This is a genomic window from Actinoplanes sp. NPDC051470 (assembly GCF_040682035.1).
In the GTDB taxonomy this organism is placed as follows: domain Bacteria; phylum Actinomycetota; class Actinomycetes; order Mycobacteriales; family Micromonosporaceae; genus Actinoplanes.
In genome coordinates this window covers 105,863-128,193 of the sequence record NZ_JBFBAA010000002.1, presented here as the reverse complement: position 1 = coordinate 128,193, position 22,331 = coordinate 105,863, and the positions used below count along the sequence as shown (strand labels likewise).

Here is a 22,331-nt window from a genome sequence, read left to right as displayed (position 1 = left end):
TACCTTGTCGCCGGGGCCGCCGTGTCGACCACCCCGGCCTCCCTCGCCGATCACCTGCCGACCACCCGGCCCCGGCATTACCCCGTCCGACACCAGCGACGCCGAATGGCAGGTCCTGGCCCCGCACGTGCCCGCCGGGACCTGCCGCGGACGCCCGATCATTTACCCGCGCCGCGACGTTGTGGACGCGATCCGCTACCCACCCTGCGATCCGCTACCCACCCTGCACGGCCGAACGGGCACCCGGGGCGACCTCTACTGGGCGATCCAACGCGACGACGTCTGGCCGTCCACCCCTTCGACCGCGTTTACGGCATCGTCGACTGTCCCCCCTGACCCTGATTTAGGCAGGCGACACGGCCGAGCAGGCACTCCCTCAGCCGCCGGTCAGAGGGTGTCCGCCCTCAAGGCGACGGGGCCCAGGGTGTTCGACCCCGTCGTTTGAGCCGGCTCGGCCTCGGCGGCCAACCCGGCCTGCCCGCCGCAGAACACCACGTTGAAGAGCTTCTGTATCGCCTTCTTGCCCGCCTGTGCCTTGGACATCGCGACGTCGTCCACGTAGGTGATGGAGGCTTCTAGGGTCCTGGTGCCGTCGGGCGTGCTGTACATCAGCGCCGCGGAGCCTTGGACGCTGCCGTTGTGGGTGAGTATGGTGCCGCTGCAGTTCGGGCCCGTGTCCTGCACCATCAGCCCGAGGCCGTAGCCGTAGGCGCCGCTCTTCGGGTCAGGCTTGCGCATTTCGGCCAGCAGCCGGCCCGGGAGGAGTCTCCCGCCCAGCAGCGCGGAGAAGAACGTGTGGAGATCTTCGGTGGTCGAGATCATGTCACCGGCGCTAGAGATCCAGGAGGGGTTCTGGCGGGTGATGTCGACAGTCTTCCACTGCCCGGCATCCTCGTATCGGTAGTAGCTGTGGGCGTGCGGCCCGCGGATCTCGGGCGAGGTGCCCGGTACCACGGTGTCCCGCAGCCCGAGCGGCCGCAAGATCCGCCGCTGCATCTCGTCGGCGTACGAGCGGCCGGTGACTTTCTCGATCAGCAGCCTGGCCAGCACGTAGTTGGTGTTGGAGTAGTTCCAGTCCGTCCCCGGCTCAAAGCGCGGCGGATTGGACAACGCGAACCGCACCAGCTCCTCCGGCCGGTAGGTGTGGAATCGGTTGTCCACCCACTCCTTGCCCGCCCACGGGATCCCCGGCACGACCGTCCCGTCGTCGTAGTACTCGCCGGTGAAGTTGAACAAACCGCTGGTGTGTTGCAGCAGCATCCGCACCGTGATCCGCCGGTCCAGCCCGAACTTGGGCAGGTAATAGACCGCCGGGGTGTCCAGCCCGATCTTGGCTTCGGCCACCAGTTGCAGCACCAGGGCCGCGGTGAAGGTCTTGGTGTTGCTGCCGATCCGGAACCGCCCGCTTGTCGGCGGCTTCGCGGCCTCGCCCAGCTTGCGCACCCCGGCGCTGCCGACCCAGTCGCCCCGCTCATCGTGCACGCGCAACTGCACCCCGGCCAACCCGGCATCGACTATCTCCTGGATGGCCTCCTGCAGCTCCGGGCGATCCTGCCCTGCAGCGACCTTGGGCACGGCCATGCTGTCCGCGCCGGCCACCCCGGGTGCGCCCACCCCGGCCAGCAGCGTGACCGCCAGCGCCGTGACCCCCACTCGCCGCAAGACCCGCACTATCCGGACCCTGTTGTTTTCGGTACCGCTGGTTACTCCTGGAACCTTGTGCTCAGCCTTGCCGGGGATGCCGTGTGTCACGGCTCCAGAGTTGTCCACGTAAAGGTCCATGGCATCAAGATGGCACGTCTATGACGCCACAGCAAGCCATGTTGGCTCACAATGGCATCATGAGTGGCGCTATTTGGCACCACTGAGGAAGGTTCTGGTCAGCCGCACGAAGGGTTCGCAAACCTACGGAGGTCAATCGTCCAGTCAGCGATCCAAGCGCCGCCGGGCGGACGCGTCCCGAACTTCCCCGGCCTGGACCTCGTCGAACCCGGCGTGGTCACCAGCAGCCGATGGCGACCGGACACCCCAGCGGATGCCCCAGCCCGCGGCCGAGGTCGATGCGGTCTGCGGGGTGGCGAAGAATCCATGATCGACACGACCGGCGGAGCCGGCCACGGGCCGGACGGAGCCCTTCCTCATGTCACGCCACCACGCCGGACGCGAGCCCGACCGTCGATCTTCACCCTGGCCGCCGAGCACCCAGACCCCTTATTTACCAGGGTCTAAGGGTCAGTCGTTGAGCTGGGCGCGTTCGATCTCGGCCAGCGCCGCGTTCAGATGCGGCGTCAGGTCGGCGCCGGGAGCGAGGTCGGCCAGCAGCAGCGCGCTGTGCCGGGCCAGGGTCTCGGGGGACGGGCGCGGCGCGGTCTCGTCGTCGTCGTGCACGCCGAGGGCGCCGGCCAGCAGGATCAGGAGGACGTGCGGGTCGACCTCCGGGTGCCAGGCGGCCGAGGTGCGGGTGCAGCGTTCGAGCACCGCGCGCACGTCGTCGCCGTCGACGCCGTCGGGATGGGTTCGTTCCAGCAGCACCCGTACGGTCGTACCCAGGATCAGACCCACCTGGGCGGCGTCCAGCGCACCCAGCTCGACCGCCGCTTTGTCCACGGCCTCCACGTCGTGGGCCCGCGCCGCCTCCACCGCCTCGACCGTCGCCGCCGCGATCGGCCGCGCCGCCGCGGGCAGGTGCCGCCAGGTCTGCGTCATCCCGAAACCCTAACCGCCGGCCCGCCCCCTCCGGCCGATCGACTCAGGTTCGCGGCGGTTCGGCCGATCGGCAGGAGGTCCGGGTACAGCGGTGGAGGCAGGATGCGCGCGTCGCGGGGAATGACCGTCGCTTTCGGCGCGATTCTCGCCGTGCTGTCCGGTCTGGCCGTGCTGGGCAGCTGGCGTCAGGCGGAGATCGTCGACCAGCTGGCCGCGGACGCCGACAAGATCGATTCTTTCCAGGAAGCCATCTACCTCTCGCAACGGGAGATGGCGCTGGTGCAGGCGGTGCTGAACGAGCCGGACGGGGTGGAACGCACCGAGCTTCTCGCGCTGCACGACCGGACCCACGCCGCGATCGATCGGCTCGCCGCGACCATCGACCCGGAGCACCGCGTCACCGCCGAGCGGATCGCCGCGCGGCAGGACGCCCTGGAGCCGACGGTCCGGAGCTACCTCGTGGCGGTGGACGAGGGCAACGTCGCCGCCGCGCGCGTCATGCTGGAGCAGGACGTCGAGCCGGCCATGGACGCGCTCGCGGCGAACCTGCAGACGATCGTGACCGCCGAGTCGGCGACCTACCTGCGCGCCCGGGCGGGCGCCGAGAGCGACTCGCGGCTGCTGCTCCTGGGCAGCGCCGCGATCTTCCTGCTCGGCCTGACCGTGCTGACGCTCTACAGCCGCTCGGAGCGTACCCAGCGCCGGCAGATCGAGCACCTGGCCGGCATCGACGCGCTGACCGGCCTGCCGAACCGCACCGCGTTCGCCGCCCGGGTCGGCGACGCTCTCGACAAGAAGGGCGAGCAAGGCGCGGAGGCCGATCCGCCGACGGTCATCGTCGTCAACCTGGACGGGTTCCGGGACGTCAACGAACGGTTCGGCCATCGGATCGGCGACCTGCTGCTGATCGAGGCCGGCCGGCGCATCATCGCCATGGTCCGGGCCGAGGACACGGTGAGCCGGCTCGGCGGCGACGACTTCGCGATCCTGCTGGCGGACCGCCGCGAGCCGGACCGCCGCGAGCCGGACCGCCGCCTGGGTCTCGACGAGGACCTGGCGAAACGCCTGCACGAGGGGTTCCTGGCGCCGTTCGCGCTGGACGACGTCACGGTCGACATCGAGGTCAGCGCCGGCGCGGCGACCGCCGAGCCCGGCGAGGACGCCACTGCCCTGCTGGTGCACGCGGACCTGGCGATGCACGGCGCGAAGAAGCGACGATCCGGATTCCGGAGATTCAGACCCGAGGAGGCCCAGGGGTACGCCGCGCGGATCACGATGCTGGGCGACCTGCGCCGGGCCCTGGAGCACGGCGAGCAGCTGACCCTGCACTATCAGCCGAAGATCGACCTGCTCGGCGGCGCTGTCGCCGGTGTCGAGGCCCTGGCCCGCTGGCACCACCCGGTCGAGGGCATGGTGTCACCGGCCGAGTTCATCCCGGTGCTGGAGACGACCAGCCTGATCCACGACTTCACCGACTGGGTCCTGACGGCGGCCCTGGCGCAGGCGCGGCGGTGGGACGACGCCGGGCGGGCGCTGCCGGTGTCGGTGAACATCTCCACCCGTACCCTCCTCGACCCGGGTTTCCCCGACCGGATGGCCGAGCAGCTGCGGACCGCGGGCGTCCCGGGCGAGCTGCTGTGTGTCGAGATCACCGAGTACACGGTGATGAGCGATCCGGGTACGACGATCGGGGCGCTGCGCCGCATCCGGGACCTGGGTGTGAAGACGTCCCTCGACGACTTCGGCACCGGCTACTCCTCGATGGCGTACCTGAAGACCCTGCCGTTGGACGAGCTCAAGATCGACCGTACGTTCGTCCGCGACATGATCACCGACGCCGGCAGCCTGGCGCTGGTCGAGTCGGCGGTCACGCTCGGCCACAGGCTGGGCCTGACCGTGGTGGCCGAGGGCATCGAGGACGCGGCCACCGGCGAGGCGCTCGCCGCGATCGGCTGCGACCTGGCGCAGGGCTTCCACTTCGCCCGGCCGCAGCCCGCCGGCGACCTGCCCGGCCTGCTGCTCACGCCTCGCCCATGACCAGCCCCTCGATGGTGTGCTTCTGGGTGATCGGGGTCAGCTCGTCGACCACGGGGCAGCGCAGGTGGTCGCGGGCGGCGGCGGGCAGCGACTCCCAGTAGCCGTGTGTGACGGCCAGGTCGTGCTTGTCGCCGTTGCCGGCGCCGGGGGCGTCGACGCCGAGGACCAGGACCGGGCGCGGGTTCGCGGAGTGGTTCTGGGTGCCGCGGTGGATGGTCAGGGCCGAGCGGGCCGAGATGTCGCCGCGCTGAGGGAACTTGCGGACCGCCCGCTCCTGGTAGCGCGGGTACCGGTCCTTGGGCGGGAACATGCCGTGGTCGAAGTCGGGTTCGTGGTCGAACTGCGTACCCGGAGCGATCTCGAAAGGCCCCATGTCCTCGGCGGTGTCGACGGCCGTCAGGTTGAAGGCCAGGGAGTTGAGCACCCGCTCGGTCCGGGTGATCTCGGGCGCCGGGAAGTCGCGGTGCCAGGGCTGGTTGACCGCGCCGGCGAGCGGCACGTCGAAGCCCAGTTCGACGATCTCGTAGCCGGGGCCGAGCACCGCCTCGCTCACCCCCATCACCCACGGGTGGGCGACCAGGTCGGCGAACCCGCGCAGCTGCTCGGGGTGGATCTCGACGTAGTAGCGGTTGGGGCCGCGGCCGACCGCCCCGCCGGGACGTTCGAGCGCCTCGGCGAAGGCGACGTTGATGTCCTCGCGCATCCGGTCGGCCCACTCGGTGGTGAACGCGCCCTTCAGCGCGGTGATGCCGTCGGTGTAGATGGCGTCCCGTTCGGCCTCGAAGTTCGTCATGCCACCCATGTTGCAACGTGGCATGCAACGTGGCAAGTGGTAGATTGCCGCACGTGGCGGCCAATCTCCGACAGGTGGCAGACCGGGCCGGCGTCTCGGTCCGCACGGTGTCCAACGTGGTGTCCGGCTTCGCGCTGGTCGCGCCGGACACCCGCGAGCGGGTGCAGCGCGCCCTCGACGAGCTGGGCTACCGGCCCAACGCGGCCGCCCGCCACCTGCGCGGCGGCCGATCCGGCCTGGTCGCGCTGGTGATCCCCGAGATCGCGTCGCCCTACTTCAGCGAGCTGGCCGCCCACCTGGTGCGCGCGGCCGAGGCCCGCTCGTGGATGTTGCTGGTGCAGCAGACCGACGGCGACCCCGAGCGCGAGCGCCGGCTGTTCGACGGCGTCCGGGGCCAGACGGTCGACGGCCTGATCCTGAGCCCGTGGGCGCTGTCCCCGGCCGACCTGCGGAGAAATCCGGATGCCACCCCGATGGTGCTGCTCGGCGAGCAGGACGCCGACGGGCTGCTCGACCACGTCGCCGTGGACAGTGTCGCCGCGGCCGCCGACGCCACCCGCCACCTGCTCTCGCTGGGCCGGCGCTCGATCGCCGCGATCGGCGCCCAGCCCCACCTGCACAACGGCACGGCCGCCCGCCGCCTCCTCGGTTTCCGCCAGGCCCTGGCCGAGGCCGGTGTGCCCGCCGACCCGGCCCGGGAGATCGCCGTCGACCGGCTCCATCGCGCGGACGGCGCGGCCGCGATGGCCCGGCTGCTCGACCGCGGCGCCCCGGTCGACGCGGTGTTCTGCTTCAGCGATCAGCTCGCGCTGGGCGCGATGCATGCCGCGGCCGAGCGCGGGGTGCGGGTGCCGGAGCAGCTCGCGGTGGCCGGTTTCGACGACATCGAAGACGGCCGGTACGCCGGCCCGACGCTGACCACGATCTCCCCCGACAAGCAGGCCATCGCCGAGGCCGCCCTCACCTGCCTGGCCGACCGCCTGGCCCGCACCCCCTACACCGGCCCGGCCCGCCGCATCACGATCGACCACACCCTCCTGGTCCGCGGCAGCGCCTAACTTGCGCTCCGAGCCCGTCACGCGCGAGGCGAACGACTGGGCTCGCGTCGTGCCGATCGGTTAGGCGAGGATGAGGCGGTGAGCGATGACCCGGTGACACCCACTCCCGTGGCGGCCGTGACGGTGGCGGCGGAGGTTCCGAACTCGCCCATCACCAAGATCCGTATCGAGACGCCCGGCGCGACGATCGAGGTCGAGGCCAAGGAGTCGCTCGACGTCGTGGCCCGCACCGCGCTCGACCTGTTCCACCGGGCCGGCGGCTGGCCCCAGGAGAGCGTCCGGGCCGCCGGTTTCGCCACCGCCGAGCGGCGCGACTCGCCGGCGGCCCAGCCGAGCAGCATGCCCTGGGCCCCCGGCGCCTACCCGATCCAGTCGCCGTAGCCGGGTTCAGGGGAGGAAGACCCTCGGCCGGTCGCCGCGCGAAGCGGCTTGTTGAACAGGGTCGGTTCGGTGGTCGGGCCGCCGGGCCGGAGCACCTCACCGATCTCGAGCAGCGACCGTCCCTCGCGCAGCGCCCGGCGCACCTCGCCGTCCGGCGCCTCCGGGTCGGTCGTGCGCACGTGCAGCTCGGTGCCACGGCCACCCGGCGCCGCCTGCAGCCGCACCTACCGAGCCCCGGGGAAGTCAAACCTCCGGGCCGGCCACGCGAGGGTGTGTCGGCGACCAAGCTGGTGGTGAAGCTCTAGTTCCGGTAGCGGGAGGCGAGCTGCGCGCTCTGGCCGCCGAACGCCGCCAGGTCGGCCCCGAACACCGACTCCAGCAGCCCGTAGTCCTCGACCCCGGGCGCGCTGACGACCTCGCCGCGGTCCAGCCCGGCCAGCGCGGCGGTGACCACGTCGGCGGCGGACATCCGGGGCAGCGCCGACAGGTCCATGCCCTGCACCTCGTGGAACTCGGTGGCCACGATGCCGGGGCAGACCACGTGCGCCTTGATCGGGGTGCCGGCCAGCTCGGCGTGCAGCGATTGCGTCATGGCGACGGTGTGGGCCAGCGTTCCGACGTAGACGGCCCGGCCCTGCCGCTCCGGGACCGGCGCGGTGGCCGAGAAGGCGAGCATGCCCGCGACGCTGACGATCGTGCCGGCGCCGCGGGCCAGCATGCCGGGCAGCGCGGCCCGGGTCAGCAGGGTGGGCGCGGCCACCTTGACCTGGACCAGCTCACGCGCCTTGGCCGCGGGCAGTTCCCCGGTCGGCATGTAGTGGGCCAGCCCCGCGTTGTTGATCAGCATCGTCAGCGGCCGGGCCGCGCACAGCTCGGCGACCGCGTCGATGCCCTGGTCGGTGGCCAGGTCGGCCACCACGACCTCGACGTTCACGCCGCTCAGCGACCTGGCCAGCTCCGCCAGCCGGTCCTTCCGCCGGGCCACGACGATCAGGTCGTGCCCGGCCGCGGCCAGCCGTTCGGCGAACGCCCGGCCGATCCCCGACGACGCCCCGGTGATGAGTGTTTCGTTCATGAGATCAAAGATCCCGCGGGGGTACGGGCGGAGCCAGAGCCCCGATCAGCCCGGGTACCGGCAGAGCCCCCTCAGCACCCATTCGCAACCGATGGTTGCACATCGGCCCGATGCGGACTACCGTCACGTGCAACCAAAGGTTGCAGGAGGCTGGACATGGAGCTGGGCAGTATCGAGCGGGAGCTCTACATCGAGGCGTCACCCGAGGTCGTCTTCGAGGTGGTCAGCAAACCCGAGCACGTCGCGCAGTGGTGGCCGGACGACGCGCGCTACGACCCCGTACCCGGATCGGTCGGCGAGCTCCGGTTCGGCGACCGCGACACCGGCCACGCCGTCGCGTTCACCGTGGTCGAGGCCGAGGCGCCGCGCCGGTTCTCGTTCCGCTGGACCCAGCCCGCCGGCGAGCCCGCCGCGGTGGGCAACTCGCTGCTGGTCACCTTCGACCTGGTCCCCTCGGGCGACGGGACGCTGGTGAAGTTCTCCGAGACCGGATTCCGCGAGCGGGGCTGGGAGGCCGCGGTCCTCGAACACGAGTACCAGGACCACACCACCGGCTGGGACCACTTCCTGCCGCGCCTGGCGCCCTACATCGCCACGCTGGCGGCCCGGCCGTGATGACCGCGGTCGACGACGACCTCTGGTCCGCGATCGGCGACCCGACCCGGCGCCGGATGCTCGACCTGCTGCTGGTCGACGGCGCCGCCACCGCGACCACGTTGAGCCGGCAGTTGCCGGTGACCCGGCAGGCGGTCGCCAAGCACCTCGGCGTCCTCGACCGGGTCGGCCTCGTCACGACCACCCCGGCCGGGCGGGAGAAGCAGTACCGGGTGGACGACGTCCAGCTGGCTCGTGCCGTCGCCCAGCTGGCGTCGGTCGGGTCGGCCTGGGACGCGCGGCTGCACCGGATCAAGCGGATCGCCGAGGCGATCCAGAAGACTCAGGAGGAGAACGATGGCTGACATCCTGCACCGGATCGGGATCAAGGACACCACCCCGTCCCGCGTGTACGAGGCGCTGACGACCGTGGACGACCTCGCCGGCTGGTGGACCGCCGACACCAAGGGCGACGGTGACACCGGTGGCGTGCTGCGGTTCCGGTTCCTGCCGGTCGGCGGCTTCGACATGGAGGTGATCGAGACCAGCCCGGCCGAGAGCGTGGTGTGGCGGGTGGTCGACGGCCCCGAGGAGTGGATCGGCACCACCATCGACTGGAAGCTGCGCCAGGACGGCGATTACACCATCATCCTGTTCGGACACCGCGGCTGGCGCGAGCCGGTCGAGTTCATGCACCACTGCAGCACCAAGTGGGCGACCTTCCTGCTGAGCCTGAAGGACCTGGTGGAGACCGGCCAGGGAGCGCCCGCCCCGCGAGACCTTCAGATCAGCGACTGGCACTGAGGTCGGTGCCGGCCGGAACTTCTGGGCGGCGGTCGACGACCAACTGATACGGGTGGGACGGCGTACCTCATGGCTTCGAGGCGCCGCCCCACCCGGTTTCGCGCTCAGCCCTGGTCGGCGCCCTGCGCCGAGGCCTCCTGCGGCGAGGTCAGCGCCACGCCCGCCGGGGCCGGGGACACCGGGATGCTCGCGGTGCGACGGCGGCGGCGGATGGTGGCGATCAGCACGTCGAAGGCGATGAAGGCGGCCAGCGGGACGCCGAACAATGGCAGGAAGTAGCCGACGGCCAGGATCACGGGTACGCCCACGACGATCGCCCAGGCCGGCAGCTTCTGCCAGGCGCCGGGCCCGACCGGCGGCGCGCCCACGATCGCCCGGCGGCCGGTGCGGGTCGGGCGCCGCTGCCACCACATGCGGTAGCCCCAGACGATGACGCAGATCAGGCCGAGCGCCAGCGCGGCCAGGACGATCTGGTTGGCCAGGCCGAAGAGGTCGCCCATGTGGGCGTAGATGCCGATCTGGGTGAGCTTGGCCATGAACGGCCAGTCGGCATAGTTGATCGTGTCGGTGATCTGGCCGGTGGCGCCGTCCACGGCGACCCCGTCGCGCCGCATCGGCCACCGGCCGTCCTGCTCGGTGACGCCCCACGCGGTCGCGTTGTCGCCGGGGACCGTGATCGCCACCGGTCCGTCGATGCCCGCGGCGGTCGCGGCCGGCCACACCTTGTCAATGGCGGCCGGGTCGACCGGGGTGTCGCCCGTGGTGGGGGCGCCGCCGCCGTGGTGGCCGCCGGCGGCCGGCGCCGCGGCGGCGGCGGTCAGCGTGGTGGACACCTCGGGGCGGCTGCCGTCCAGGGCGTCGACGGCGTTGCCGAAGTTCACGCCGGCGTAGTTCGACCAGGTCAGGCCGGTCGCCGACAGGAACAGCAGGCCGATCGAGAGCCACAGGCCGGTCGAAGCATGCCAGCCCCGGGTGCGGCGTACGCCCTTCTTCGCGCCGAGGTCGGGGCGCAGCATCCGCTTCCCGCGCTGCCGCCGGAACCACAGGATGACGCCGCCGAGCGCGATCACCCACAGCCAGCTCGCGGCGAACTCCGAGTAGAAGTAGCCGACCGTGCCGAGCTGGAGGTTGGTGTGCAGGTCGTCGAACCAGGTACGCAGCGGCGTGGTGGCCCACCAGATGGTCATCTGGCCGGTGACCCGGCCGGTGTACTGGTTCACGTACACCGTGTGCTGGTGTTCCTCGTCGAGGTCGGGCGAGGTGAAGTCGACCTGGGTGGTGGTCTCGGGCCGCCCCGGCCGCACCCCGATCAGGTCGCCGGTGGGATGAACCGCGCGGGCCGCCGCGAGCTGCTGTGACAGCGGGATCGCCTGGGCGCCGGCCGGGGCCGACACGGTCAGCTCGTCGGCGTACACCGCCTTCTCGATCTGTGGCGTGAAGACGTACGCGATGCCGGTCAGCGCGGCCACCAGCAGGAAGGGCGCCACCAGGAGGCCGGCGTAGAAGTGCAGCCTCAGCAGCAGCTGCCCGAATCCGGACCGCGCAGGCGACATGGGGCTCCTCGATTCTCCGGCACAAGGTGATCGCTCCATCGGTCGTCGGAAGGCGTTCGTGAGTTCCCAGGAACTTTTCATCGGGTTCCGGACGACTGTTCATGGTGCGCGCAGAAGTGAAGACCGCCGGGGCCGTGGCCGGGGCGTCCGTGGCCGCCCTGATCGCGGCGCTGGTCGCGGGGGGCGCGGTGGACGACGCCGTGCTGCCCGGCCTCCCGAGCCCGGGCCCGGTCACCGAGTGGGCGCTGCCCGCGGTCACCATGCTGGCCAACGCCGCCGGTGTGCTGGCCGTCGGTCTGACCATCACGGCGGCGTTCCTGCTGCCGGGGGACGGGCCCAGCGTGGCCGCGCACGGCTGGGTGGCGTTGCGCCGGGCCGGCGCGGCGGCTCTGGTGTGGGCGGTCGCGTCGCTGGCGCTGGTCGTGCTGACCGTGTCCGACGTCCTGGGCGTGCCGGTCGCGCGGCTCAGCGGCGCCGCCGTGGTCAGCTTCGCGACCTCGATCTCCCAGGGCCAGGCGCTGCTCGTGCAGGCCGGCCTCGCGCTGCTGGTGGTCGTGCTCTCCCGGGCCGGTGTCTCGCGCGGGGTGGCCGCGGCCGCCGCTCTCACGGCGATGGCCGCGGTGCTGCCGCCCGCGTTCACCGGTCATGCCGCGTCGGCCGGCGACCACCAGCTCGCGGTGACGAGCTTGGCCCTGCATGTGTTGTCGGCCTCGGCCTGGGTGGGTGGTCTGGCCGGGCTGCTGACGGTACGCCGGCATCGGCGCTTCGCCGGCACGGCGGCCCGGTACAGCCGCCTCGCCCTGGCCTGCTTCGTCGTCGCGGCGGTCAGCGGGGTGGTCAACGCGGCGGTGCGCCTGGAGCACTGGCCGGCCCTGTGGACGTCGCGGTACGGCGTACTCGTCATGCTCAAGGTGCTGGCGCTGGTGGCCGTCGGCGTGGCCGGGGCAGCCCACCGCGGCCGCACCCTGCCTCGGCTGCGAGCCGGTGCCCCGTACGCCTTCCTGCGGCTGGCGGCCGGCGAGCTGGTCGTGCTGGGCGCCACGATCGGGCTGGCGGTGGCGCTGTCACGCAGTCCCACGCCGGACGAAGACCCGCTCGCCCGGCCCGACCCGCTGGTCGAGCTGCTCGGCTTCACCCCGCCCGGCCCGCCGGGCGCGGCGCGGATGTTGGGCGACCCGTTGCCGGACATGTTCTTCCTGACCGCGGCGGCCGCGGGCATCGCCTGCTACCTGATCGGCGTGCTGCGGCTACGCCGGGCGGGGCACACGTGGCCGCTGAGCCGCACGGTGTCGTGGCTGGCCGGCCTGCTGCTGCTCGCCGCGATCACCTGCCTGGGCGTGGCCAAGTACGCCTACGTCCTGTTCAGCGTCCACATGGTGCAACACATGGTGCTGTCCATGGCGGTGCCGATCCTGCTGGTCGGCGGCGCGCCGGTGACGCTGGCGCTGCGGGCGTTGCGCCGACCGGCCGATCCACAGGTGCGCGGCGCGCGCGAGTGGCTGCTGGCGGTGACGCACAGCCGGGCCCTGCGAGGGCTGACCCATCCGCTGGTGGCCCTCGGGATCAATGTGGTCAGCCTGTACGGGCTCTACTTCGGCGGCTGGCTGGGCACGCTGATGCGGTACCACCTCGGGCATCTGGCCATGCTGGTGCACTTCGTGCTGGCCGGCTATCTGCTCTTCGGGGTGCTGATCGGGGTCGACCCGGGCCGCCGCCGCCTTCCGGCGCCGCTGTTGCTGGGCGTGCATTTCTTGGCGATGGCCGCGCACGCGTTCTTCGGCTTCGTGCTGCTCCAGTCCACCACGGTGATCGGGGCGGACTGGCCATCCGCAGCCCCGCCACCACCCTTTGACCTGGCTGAAGGCTGGTTTGCTGCCGTACACCCGGCCTGGGCCTCTGATCTGCTGACCGACCAGCGATTGGGCGCGGGGCTGGCGTGGGCGTTCGGCGAGATCCCGGGCGTGATCGTGCTGCTGCTGTTGGTGCGCCGGTGGATCCGGGCCGACGAGCGGGAACAGGCGCGGGTCGACCGTACCGTCGCAAAATCGGTTTTGGCGGGAACTTCGCGCGAGCTGGTCACGACCAACGGGCATGCGAACTCAGAAGCTGGCGACGATCATCCTGACCGCGACGCTCGCGAGCCTCGGCCTGACCGGTTGCGGTGACACCGGTGCCACGGCGGGCGGCACACCGGCGACCACACCGTCCGCCGGAGCGGTTGCCGCCTCGGCCCTGACCGTGAAGGACCCGTGGGTGAAGGCCTCGAAGGCCGGCGTGATGACGGCCGCGTTCGGGGTGCTGGTCAACGACACCGACGCCGACGTGACCTTGCGGGGCGCGGAATCGCCCGCCTCGCCGATGGAACTGCACGAGATGACCATGAAGGACGGCAAGATGATCATGCGGCCCAAGGAGGGCGGCTTCGTGATCAAGGCCAAGAGCACCCACGAGCTGGGGCCGGGCGGCGACCACCTGATGCTGATGAAGCCCGCGCAGGACATCGAGGCCGGCGACGAGGTGGCGTTCACGCTCGCGCTCGCCGGTGGGGCGAAGGTCGAGTTCAAGGCGATCGCCAAGCCGTTCGCGGGCGCCGGGGAGAGCTACGACCCGAGCATGCAGATGCCCTCGTCCGGCATGCCCATGTCCCCCATGGCGAAATGACGACCCGCCGTGGGCTGCTGGCCGGTGGCGCCGTCGCCGCCGGCCTCGGCGCCCTGACGACACCTTCTCCGGCTTCGGCTTCCGTTGATGTCGGCACGGCCATCATTCCCTTCCACGGCCCACGCCAGGCCGGGGTCACCCAGGACCCGCCCGCGCACGCCGCGTTCGTGGCCTTCACCCTGGCCGCCGGCACCGACCGGCGCGGGCTGGGCCGGATGATGCGGCTGCTCACCGACGACGCGGGCCGGCTGACCCAGGGCGTGCCGGCGCTGGGCGACACCGACGCGCAACTGGCCGTGCTCCCCGCCCGGCTGACCATCACGTTCGGCTTCGGTCCCGGCCTCTACCGGCGGGCCGGGCTCACCTCCCCGGTCGCCGACCTGCCCGCCTTCACCATCGACCGGCTCGAGAAGCGGTGGTCCGGTGGCGACCTGCTGCTCCAGATCTGCGCCGACGACCCGCTGACCGTGGCACACACCCAGCGCATGCTCATCAAGGACACCCGCCCGTTCGGGACGGTGCGCTGGGTGCAGCAGGGCTTCCGGCGCAGTCCCGGCGTGCAGGCGCCCGAGCACACCCAGCGCAACGTGCTGGGTCAGCTCGACGGCACCGCCAACCCGCGCGGCGCGGTCATGGACACCGCGGTGTGGAACCCCGACGGATCAACCACCGCGGTGGTACGCCGGATCCGCGCCGAGATCGAGAAGTGGGACCTGCTCTCGGTCACCGACAAGGAGCTGTCGGTCGGGCGCCGGATGGACACCGGGGCGCCGCTGAGCGGCCGGGCCGAGCACGACGAGCCCGACTTCGTCGCCCTGGACGCGTCCGGCCTGCCGGCGATGCCCGACTTCGCGCACGTGACCCGGGCCCACGTCACCGATCCGGAGCTGAAGATCCTGCGGCGGCCGTACAACTACGACGGCGCGCCGAACGCGGCCGGGCAGCCCGACGCCGGCCTGATCTTCGCGGCCTTCCAGCGGGACATCGCCCGTCAGTTCGTACCCATCCAGAAACGCCTCGCCGACAAGGATCTGCTCAACGAATGGATCACGCCGATCGGGTCGTCCGTCTTCGCCATCCCGCCGGGGTGCGCGCCCGGCGGCTGGATCGGCGAGCAGGTGCTGTCGTGAGGCGGGCCCGCGCCGCGGCCGGGCGCGCGGCGGTCGGGCTGGCCGCGGTGGTGGCGGTCCTCCTGCCGGGCACGCCGGTCTGGGCCCACACGTCGCTGGTGTCGGCCGACCCGGCCAAGGACGCCACGCTGGCCAAGGCGCCGTCGGCGGTGACGCTGGTCTTCTCGCAGAGCCTGAACCCGGACTTCACCACGATCGTGGTCAGCGACACGGCCCGGCGCCGCGTGCCGGCCGCCCCGCCGTCCATCCAGGACGGCGCCGGAACCGTTGCGCTGAGCGGGGCGCTGACCAACGGCGCCTACACGGTCGCCTATCGCGTGGTGTCCACCGACGGGCACACCGTGCAGGGCTCGTACGTCTTCACCGTGGCCGACCCGGCCCAGCCCGCAGCCGTGACGCCGTCGGCGGCGGCCGCCGCTCCCCCGGCGCCCGCGGACCGCGGCCGGCCCGCGCTCGTTGTGGCCGGGCTGGCGGCGCTGGCCGCCGCGGCGTGGTGGCTCGTCATGCGCAGGCGAGCGGCGGCCGGCCGCCCGCCCACGCCCGCGTAGGGACGCGGGACCTCGCGTGCCGGAAAACGGTCAGCGGGGCTTGCTGCCGGCGACCGCCCACATGGTCAGCACGAGCAGGAACGTGCCGTCCGCGGCGGCCTGCTCCACGACCTCGAAGAGAGCGTCGAGCTGCTCGCCCAGCGCCCCGGCCATCGCCGAGGTCCGCTGCAACGGAACCAGCCGGGATGCGGCGGCCACGTCGGTGTGGACGACCGTGATCGGCTCGGCCCGGAGGTCGGTCAGGCCGGCCCGCACCATGCGGCGGCGGAGGGTACGGCCGGAGGACATCGCCTCGGCGGCCCGGAGGGCCGACACCGCCTTGGTCGCTTCCCGCACCACGTCGCTGAAGCCGGCCGGGGAGCCGTCGACCAGCAGGCTCTCGAAGTCGGTGTCGATCAGGCACAGGCGGCCGCCGGGGCGCAGCACACGGGTCATCTCGGCCACGGCGCGGTCCGGGTCGGTCAGGTGCTGGAGGACGCGCTCACTGCGTACCCCATCGAACTGGCCGTTCTCGTAGGGAAGGTCGCACACGTCGCCGACCTCGTATTTGACCCGGCTGCCGTCGTGCCCGCGGGTGGCCTCGGCGACCGCGTCGGCCGAGAAGTCCACGGCCGTCACCTCGGCGCCGGGCAGCAGGGCGGCCAGCTCGCGGGCGGCCTCGCCGTTGCCGGAACCGGCGTCGAGGAGGCGCAGCTCCCCCGTTCCGAGCTCCCACAGGTCGAGGGCGGTGGCGCGCACCCGGGCGATGTCCGGCGAGGCGGCGGCGATGGCCAGGTAGTCGCGGAGGTACTGCGGCTGGGCCTTGTCACTGAACGTAGGCATGCTCACGGCAAGACCGAACGGCCAGGCGTCGCCCGCGTTCAATCGTTGGGCAAAAACCCTTGATCGCTGCACTGTCGTGCCCCTTCACGGAACGCATCCTCGACCGGGTGCGCAGCGCTTCACCGTCCGCTGACCGCCGGGCTTCCGCGACCGGGCCCCGGCCCGGTCGCGGAGCGCTGCGGGCCGTAGATTCGTCGGCGTGCCGGACGATCATCAGGACCGTTCCCGGCGGCACGCCCGGGTCGCCGGTGCGCTGGCCGCGATGAGCGACGCCGAGGTCGGCACGCTGGTGGCGGCGGCGGCGGAGGGGCGGGCCGGCGGCGTCGGCGGGCACACCGGCACAATCGAGGTCGGCGGGGTGCCGGTGTTCGTCAAGAACGTGCCGGTGACCGCGCTCGAGCTGGCGCACCGGCACAGCACGGCGAACCTCTTCGGCCTGCCGATGCACTACCACTACGGCATCGGGTCGGCCGGGTTCGGCGCCTGGCGTGAGCTCGCCACCCACGAGCTGACCACCGGGTGGGTGCTGTCCGGGGCGTTCGCCGGGTTCCCGCTGATGTACCACTGGCGGGTACGGCCACACCCGCCCGAGCCGGTCGACGTGGAGCAGTGGGACGAACACTGGCACCGCTCCCCCGCCATCCGGCGGCGTCTGGTGGCGCTGGCCGAGGCGCCCGCGGTGGTGACGCTGTTCCTGGAGCTCCTGCCGTACACCATGGATCGGTGGCTGACCGAGCGCTCTGCCGACCCGGAGTGGGCCGACGCGGGGTCGACCGGCGCGGGGTCGACCGGCGCGGAGTCGGCCGGCGCGGAGTGGGCCGGCGCGGAGTGGGCCGACGCGGAGTTGCGGCGCGGCGCGGAGTTCATGCGATCGCACGGCCTGCTGCACCTCGACGCGCACTTCCACAACCTGCTGACCGACGGGCAGCGGGTCTATTTCGCCGACTTCGGGCTGGCGCTGCACGAGGGCTTCGACCTCGACGCCGAGGAGGCCGCGTTTCTGGAGCGGCACCGCGGCTACGACGCCGCCTACGTCCGCGCGCACCTGCACCACTGGCTGGCCCGGCACGACAAGCCGGCGATCGCCCGGAACCGGGACGTCGCGGCCAGCACGCTCGACTTCTGGCGCCGGCTCGAGGCGGACCGCCGGACCCCGTACCCCGCCGAGCAGATCGACCGGGCCGCGGATCAGTAGAAGCCGGCCTGCTCGGCCGCCAGTTCGGAGCGGATGACCTCGAGCAACCGGCCGATCCAGTTGGTGCCGCCCCGGACCCAGTAGGCCGAGTCGTGGTCGCTGTAGATGATGCGGGCGTCGCCGGTGGCAAGCAGGGTTTCGCCGAGCGCGGGGTGCTGGACGTACTTCGCCCGCATCAGCGCCGCCATCACCGCGAGCCGCGCCACCGGCCAGTTGTCGCGGCGCGGCGCCTCCTTGGCCAACTCGGCCGCGTCGTGGACGCGCGGGGCGACGGCGATCCGGTTGTGCGTCTCCTCGTCGCTGGTCGACAGGGCCCAGTAGGCGTGGGTCACGGTCGGATAGGTGTGGCCGTCGACCGTGATGACGGCCGCGTAGTCGTTCTGCAGCACCTGGATGCCGGGGTCGGCCGGCCAGCCGTTCGGGTAGTAGTGCCGGGACAGCGTCAGGGTGGCCCGCTCGGCCTGCTCGGGGCCGTCGGCGGGAACGCGAGCCGTCCACTCGGCGGTGCCGCGGCCCCGCTTCCGGAAGTACTCGACCGCCCGCTCGTCCCCGTCGATCAGGGCCTTCAACGGCTGGTCCTTCCGGTCCATGTCGCCGAGGGCGTAGACCCGCAGGTGCTCGGGGATGGCCAGGTAGCGGTCGCGGACGGCGAGGCGGTTCGCCTCGGTCGGGTCGCCCAGGTACGTCTCGACCGCCATCAGGCACCGGCCGGTCGAGTCCGGGCGGTCGTTGAGCCGGTCGATCTCGTCGGCGACCTCACCGACCAGCATGTCCGCGTCGAGCCAGCCCCGCGGCTCGGCGAACCGCCAGGTGCCCACGTGATGGGCCGACGCGAGCCCGCCCTCGTCGAGCGAGGTGGCGACCCGGCCGTTACGCAGTTCTGCTTGCAGCCCGTCCAGATCGGTGAGGCCGCTGCCGGTGTCGATCGCGCCGTCGGCGTAGACGACGAGATCGGAGAGCAAGTAGTGCCCGCCGTTGCGGATGAAGACAGGCCGCCAGATGCCTTCGACCCGCAGGCCGTCGACGTCGCGATAGGTCCGCCGGGACATGGTCACCGGCTCACCGTAGTCGGCTGCCCGTTAGGGCAACTGCGGCTGCCTTCATGCGAGTGCTCCCGGACTACCTCCGTCCCGGAAGCGGTCCGACCCTGGAGTCAGTGCACGCTCGAGAGAGCGAGGTCGGCGATGCGGGAGAACACTCAGGACCAAGAACCGGAACGCTCGGCTTCGCCTGCTTCCCGAACTCACGGCGGCCAGGCGCCCGAATCGGTGGCGGAGGCGCGCGGCGCACCGGCACGAAGGCCGTTGAGCCTGGGCGCCGCACAACGAATCCAGTCCGCCGCGGGTAACCGGGCGCTGGCGGGCATGATCGCTCAGCGCCGCGCGACCGCTCAGGCGCCGGCCGCCCCGGCGACCGAGAGCTCGGTCCAGCCCGCCGACCAGGTCGCGGAGCACGACACCACCACACCGGCCCAGCGTCTGGCCGGGCCCGAAGCCGCCGCCCCGCCGGAGGACCCCGCCACCGCCGGCGTTCATAATCCGGGCACAGAGAGAACGAACGTTCTTTCTCTCTCGGCGGACACGGGCACCGCGGACACGGGCACCGCGGCCGCGCCGCCGGCTCCGGTGCAGCGCCTGTCAGAACCGCCCACCTCCGCGCCCCCAGCGGTGCCGGTGCAGCGCCTGTCACGGCCGCCGGCCACGGCGTCACCGAAGTTCGCGGCGCTGAAGTCGGACGTGAAAGGTAAGCAGAACACCCTCGCCGCCCACCCACCACCGGCGTCGAAGGCCAACGCCGCCCAAGCCGCCGCCAAGCCGCCCGCCGATGACAAGCAGGCGCAGGGCAAGGCCGCGAACGCCGAGAAGATGAACGCCGCCCAGCCCGGCGCGTTCGACAAAGCCGCGTTCATCGCCGCGGTCGACAAAGCCATCGCCGACCAAGCGCCCAAGAACTTGGACGAGGCCGACACCTTCGGTGACTCCGGCAAAGCCGACGCGGTCAAAGGCCAGGTCCAGGGGCAGGTCGGGCAGGGTAAGGAACAGTCGGCCAAGCAGATCGAGACCACCACCAAAGCCGCCCCCGACACCTCCGCGGCCAAAGAAAAACCGGTCACCCCGCTGGCCAAAGACCCACCCCCGGCGAACCCCGGCGCACCCAACCCGGACAACGCGGTCCCCGACAAAGCCCCCGCCGCCGCAACCGACTTCTCCGCCGGACCGGCCCAGGTCAACCAGGAGATGGCCGGCGCCCAAGTCACCGAGGAGCAACTCGCGAAGTCGAACGAGCCGGAGTTCACCGGGGCCCTCAAGGAGAAGAAAGCCGGCGAACAGCACGCCGCGACCGCACCCGGGCAGGTGAGGGCGGCCGAGAACCAAACGCTGAGCGATGCGAAGACGGACGCGAAGGGGACCGCCGCCGGGTCGGTCGAGGCCATGCGCGGGCAGAAGGCTGCCGCCAACAACGCGGTCGGGCAGGGCCAGCAGGGCGCCCAAGGCAAGGACGAGTCGAAACGGGCGCGGGTCACCGCGAAACTGCAGACCGTCTTCGACGCCACCCAGAAGGACGTCGAGAGCATCCTCACCGGCCTGGACAAGAAGGTCGACGACGCGTTCAGCTCAGGGGAGAAGCAGGCTAGAGACTCGTTCACCGCTGAGCACAAACGGAAGATGGACGAGTACAAGGACAAGCGGTATTCCGGGTTCACCGGGAAGCTGAAGTGGGTCAAGGACAAGTTCGCCGGCCTCCCGGACGAAGCGAACCAGATCTTCGTCACCGCCCGGCAGGGTTACGTCACCAAGATGCAGGGCGTCATCTCCAATGTCGCCGACGTCATCGGCGGGGAACTCAACCGGGCCAAACAGCGCATCGCCACCGGCCGCCAGCAGTTGCAAGCCGAGGTCCAGAAACTGCCCGCCGACCTGCAAGCCGTCGGTAAAGAAGCGGCCGGGGAGTTCTCGGGGAAGTTCGACGAACTGACCGAGTCCGTGGACGCCAAGGGCAAGGAACTCGTCCAGACCCTGGCCACCAAGTACAACGAAGCGTTGAAGTCGGTTGATGCGGAGATCGAGGCCGAGAAGGAGAAGAACAAAGGCCTGATCGCCAAGGCCGTCGACGCCGTCAAGGGCGTCATCGACACCATCCTCAAGCTCAAGGACCTCCTCCTCGGCGTCCTGGCCAAGGCCGCCCAAGCGGTGATGGCCATCCTGAAGGACCCGATCGGCTTCCTCGGCAACCTGGTCTCCGCCGTCGGCGCCGGCCTGAAGGCGTTCATGAACAACATCGGGTCGCATCTGAAGAAGGGTCTGATCGGCTGGCTGCTCGGCAGCATGGCCAACGCCGGCATCCAGCTCCCCGACAAGTTCGACCTGCGCGGCATCCTGTCCATGATCGCGTCCCTGCTCGGCCTCACCTGGGGTGCGATCCGCGGCCGGATCGTGCAGAAGGGCGTTCCCGAGCAGGCGATGACCGCGGTCGAGGCCGGTGTCCCGATCGTGGCGAAACTCCAGTCCGGGGGTGTGGCCGGCGCCTACGAGGAGATCAAGGACCAGGTCGGCGACCTCAAGGAGAACCTGCTCGGCAAGATCTCGCAGTATCTGATCCCGACCGTGCTGATCGCCGGCATCACCTGGATCATCAGCCTGCTCAACCCGGCCAGTGCGTTCATCAAGGCCTGCAAGATGATCATCGACATCGTCACGTTCATCATCGAACGCGGCGCCCAGATCATCGAGTTCGTCAACGCCGTCCTCGACGCGGTGATCGCCATCGCCGGTGGCGGCGCGGGCGGCGTACCCGCATTGATTGAAGGGGCCCTGGCGAAGTCGATCCCGGTGCTGATCGGCGCCCTCGCCGCGATCCTGGGAATCGGTGGCATCGCCACCAAGGTCAAGAGCTTCCTCCAGGCGCTCTCGAAGCCGGTGATGAAGGCCGTCGACTGGATCGTCGGGAAGATCGTCAAGCTGGGCAAGGCCATCTGGGCCAAGCTCAAAGCCAAGGCGAAAGGCAAGGGCAAGGACGGCAAGACCGGCCCGGACGGCAAGGCCGACCCAGCGGCGATCCGCGCCGGAGTCGTTCAGGACCTGCGTACCCGCGCGCCCGACGGAACCGAGGCCTCGAAGGTGCGTGCGGCCGCCACCGCCGTCTACGGGATCTGGCAGCCACGCGGCCTGAAGAAGCTCGAGGTCATCCACCGCACGTCCGGCAAGCCGGGGTACGACGTCTACGTCACGGCCAGCCCGCGCACCAAGGTGTACGACGTCGACGTGAACCTGGAAGCCGACCCGCGCACCGGGCAGGGTCACTTCGACGAGACGCAGCCGTTCCGCATCCCGCAGGACGTCCAGCTCGACCAGAACATCGCCACCCGGGCCCAGGGATCGCTGTCCTGGCCGCAAGACCTGGGCAAGCTCCGCGTGGTCCGCAGCGCGCGGCAGTACAGCGGGTCCTGGTACTACGCCGAGCACGACGATGGCACCAAGTTCATGTCGCGCCGCGAGCTGGACCGTGCGCTCAAGGCGAAGGGTACGCCGACCGATTCCAAGGGGTTGGGCCAGCACGCCGAGGTCGTAGTCATGGAGGCTCTGAAGGGCCGCCTGCCCGAGGCGGAGCAGTTCAAGCAGACCTTCGACTACTCGCCGCTCTGCTGGTTGCAGATGAACGTCACGCGCAGCCCCTGCCCCTCGTGCGCCCCGGCGATCATCAGATACCGGGACGAGGCCAAGGCCCGGAACTGGGACATGAAGGTTCGAGTCTCGGCGGTCTCCCTCTGGCACACGTCGCCGACCGACAGCGCCGCCGGCGAGGCGGCCGTCCATCAACTGCAGGCGGCGGGCATTACGGTGACGGTGCACCAGTTCACCAAGGAACAGACCGAGAAGCTCGCCGCCGAGGACCCGAAGCTGGCCGCGCTGCTGGCGGCCCGGGCTGACGAGCTTATCGACGTCATCCTGGGTGGCTGACCCCATCGGGACTCAA

At 71.4% G+C, this 22,331-nt stretch carries 20 protein-coding genes; 12 read left to right on the top strand and 8 right to left on the bottom strand.

Annotation, left to right across the window (positions count from 1 at the left end):
* Positions 1 to 387: 387 nt before the first annotated feature.
* Positions 388 to 1,782 (bottom strand): serine hydrolase domain-containing protein, encoded by a 1,395-nt coding sequence (locus AB0M54_RS05690; RefSeq protein WP_364469341.1) that lies wholly within the window; start codon positions 1,780 to 1,782, stop codon positions 388 to 390.
* Positions 1,783 to 2,232: 450 nt separating this feature from the next.
* A complete protein-coding gene (locus AB0M54_RS05685) occupies positions 2,233 to 2,706 on the bottom strand; it encodes a hypothetical protein (RefSeq protein ID WP_364319940.1) in 474 nt (157 codons plus the stop codon).
* 102 nt (positions 2,707 to 2,808) lie between these two features.
* Between AB0M54_RS05685 and AB0M54_RS05680 the strand changes: the two genes are divergently transcribed.
* A complete protein-coding gene (locus tag AB0M54_RS05680) occupies positions 2,809 to 4,743 on the top strand; it encodes an EAL domain-containing protein (protein ID WP_364469339.1) in 1,935 nt (644 codons plus the stop codon).
* On the opposite strand, the gene AB0M54_RS05675 is transcribed toward AB0M54_RS05680, so the two are convergent.
* Positions 4,727 to 5,536, bottom strand: coding sequence for a phytanoyl-CoA dioxygenase family protein (locus tag AB0M54_RS05675; RefSeq protein WP_364469337.1), 810 nt, complete (start codon positions 5,534 to 5,536; stop codon positions 4,727 to 4,729). The genes AB0M54_RS05680 and AB0M54_RS05675 overlap by 17 nt on opposite strands.
* A 53-nt stretch (positions 5,537 to 5,589) precedes the next feature.
* Between AB0M54_RS05675 and AB0M54_RS05670 the strand changes: the two genes are divergently transcribed.
* Together AB0M54_RS05670 and AB0M54_RS05665 are read left to right on the top strand one after the other, a co-directional pair.
* Positions 5,590 to 6,594 (top strand): LacI family DNA-binding transcriptional regulator, encoded by a 1,005-nt coding sequence (locus AB0M54_RS05670; protein ID WP_364469335.1) that lies wholly within the window; start codon positions 5,590 to 5,592, stop codon positions 6,592 to 6,594.
* 78 nt (positions 6,595 to 6,672) lie between these two features.
* Positions 6,673 to 6,975, top strand: coding sequence for a hypothetical protein (locus AB0M54_RS05665; RefSeq protein ID WP_364469333.1), 303 nt, complete (start codon positions 6,673 to 6,675; stop codon positions 6,973 to 6,975).
* Here AB0M54_RS05665 and AB0M54_RS05660 read toward each other — a convergent pair.
* A complete protein-coding gene (locus AB0M54_RS05660) occupies positions 6,954 to 7,199 on the bottom strand; it encodes a hypothetical protein (RefSeq protein WP_364469331.1) in 246 nt (81 codons plus the stop codon). The genes AB0M54_RS05665 and AB0M54_RS05660 overlap by 22 nt on opposite strands.
* A gap of 77 nt (positions 7,200 to 7,276) precedes the next feature.
* Positions 7,277 to 8,050, bottom strand: coding sequence for an SDR family NAD(P)-dependent oxidoreductase (locus AB0M54_RS05655; RefSeq protein WP_364469329.1), 774 nt, complete (start codon positions 8,048 to 8,050; stop codon positions 7,277 to 7,279).
* A gap of 156 nt (positions 8,051 to 8,206) precedes the next feature.
* Here AB0M54_RS05655 and AB0M54_RS05650 point away from each other — a divergent pair, with 156 nt between their 5' ends.
* From AB0M54_RS05650 to AB0M54_RS05640, 3 genes are read left to right on the top strand one after another with little or no spacing between them, the layout of a single operon-like run.
* A complete protein-coding gene (locus tag AB0M54_RS05650) occupies positions 8,207 to 8,665 on the top strand; it encodes an SRPBCC family protein (RefSeq protein WP_364319929.1) in 459 nt (152 codons plus the stop codon).
* Positions 8,665 to 9,009, top strand: a complete 345-nt coding sequence (locus tag AB0M54_RS05645) for a metalloregulator ArsR/SmtB family transcription factor (protein ID WP_364320484.1) — start codon at positions 8,665 to 8,667, stop codon at positions 9,007 to 9,009. The genes AB0M54_RS05650 and AB0M54_RS05645 overlap by 1 nt, the downstream gene beginning before the upstream one ends.
* Positions 9,002 to 9,448, top strand: a complete 447-nt coding sequence (locus AB0M54_RS05640; RefSeq protein WP_364469327.1) for an SRPBCC domain-containing protein — start codon at positions 9,002 to 9,004, stop codon at positions 9,446 to 9,448. The genes AB0M54_RS05645 and AB0M54_RS05640 overlap by 8 nt, the downstream gene beginning before the upstream one ends.
* Positions 9,449 to 9,552: 104 nt before the next feature.
* Here AB0M54_RS05640 and AB0M54_RS05635 read toward each other — a convergent pair whose 3' ends face one another.
* On the bottom strand, positions 9,553 to 11,001 hold the full coding sequence (locus AB0M54_RS05635; protein ID WP_364469325.1) for a PepSY domain-containing protein: 1,449 nt from the start codon (positions 10,999 to 11,001) through the stop codon (positions 9,553 to 9,555).
* Positions 11,002 to 11,102: 101 nt separating this feature from the next.
* On the opposite strand from AB0M54_RS05635, the gene AB0M54_RS05630 reads away from it, so the two are divergent.
* From AB0M54_RS05630 to AB0M54_RS05615, 4 genes are read left to right on the top strand one after another with little or no spacing between them, the layout of a single operon-like run.
* A complete protein-coding gene (locus AB0M54_RS05630) occupies positions 11,103 to 13,166 on the top strand; it encodes a cytochrome c oxidase assembly protein (RefSeq protein ID WP_364469322.1) in 2,064 nt (687 codons plus the stop codon).
* Positions 13,093 to 13,662, top strand: a complete 570-nt coding sequence (locus AB0M54_RS05625) for a copper chaperone PCu(A)C (RefSeq protein ID WP_364469320.1) — start codon at positions 13,093 to 13,095, stop codon at positions 13,660 to 13,662. The genes AB0M54_RS05630 and AB0M54_RS05625 overlap by 74 nt, the downstream gene beginning before the upstream one ends.
* Positions 13,659 to 14,792, top strand: coding sequence for a Dyp-type peroxidase (locus AB0M54_RS05620; protein WP_364319920.1), 1,134 nt, complete (start codon positions 13,659 to 13,661; stop codon positions 14,790 to 14,792). The genes AB0M54_RS05625 and AB0M54_RS05620 overlap by 4 nt, the downstream gene beginning before the upstream one ends.
* Positions 14,789 to 15,340, top strand: coding sequence for a copper resistance CopC family protein (locus tag AB0M54_RS05615; protein WP_364469318.1), 552 nt, complete (start codon positions 14,789 to 14,791; stop codon positions 15,338 to 15,340). Before AB0M54_RS05620 ends, AB0M54_RS05615 begins: the two co-directional genes overlap by 4 nt.
* A gap of 30 nt (positions 15,341 to 15,370) precedes the next feature.
* On the opposite strand, the gene AB0M54_RS05610 is transcribed toward AB0M54_RS05615, so the two are convergent.
* Positions 15,371 to 16,162 carry a methyltransferase domain-containing protein gene (locus AB0M54_RS05610; protein WP_364469682.1) on the bottom strand — a complete coding sequence of 264 codons (792 nt, stop codon included), beginning with the start codon at positions 16,160 to 16,162 and terminating at the stop codon, positions 15,371 to 15,373.
* A 199-nt stretch (positions 16,163 to 16,361) separates the two neighbouring features.
* On the opposite strand from AB0M54_RS05610, the gene AB0M54_RS05605 reads away from it, so the two are divergent.
* Positions 16,362 to 17,357 (top strand): serine/threonine protein phosphatase, encoded by a 996-nt coding sequence (locus AB0M54_RS05605; protein ID WP_364469316.1) that lies wholly within the window; start codon positions 16,362 to 16,364, stop codon positions 17,355 to 17,357.
* Here AB0M54_RS05605 and AB0M54_RS05600 read toward each other — a convergent pair.
* Positions 17,351 to 18,406 carry an NADAR family protein gene (locus tag AB0M54_RS05600; protein WP_364469680.1) on the bottom strand — a complete coding sequence of 352 codons (1,056 nt, stop codon included), beginning with the start codon at positions 18,404 to 18,406 and terminating at the stop codon, positions 17,351 to 17,353. The genes AB0M54_RS05605 and AB0M54_RS05600 overlap by 7 nt on opposite strands.
* A gap of 315 nt (positions 18,407 to 18,721) precedes the next feature.
* Here AB0M54_RS05600 and AB0M54_RS05595 point away from each other — a divergent pair, with 315 nt between their 5' ends.
* Positions 18,722 to 22,315: a hypothetical protein gene (locus AB0M54_RS05595; RefSeq protein WP_364469314.1), complete on the top strand. Its 3,594-nt coding sequence runs from the start codon at positions 18,722 to 18,724 to the stop codon at positions 22,313 to 22,315.
* Positions 22,316 to 22,331: the final 16 nt, after the last annotated feature.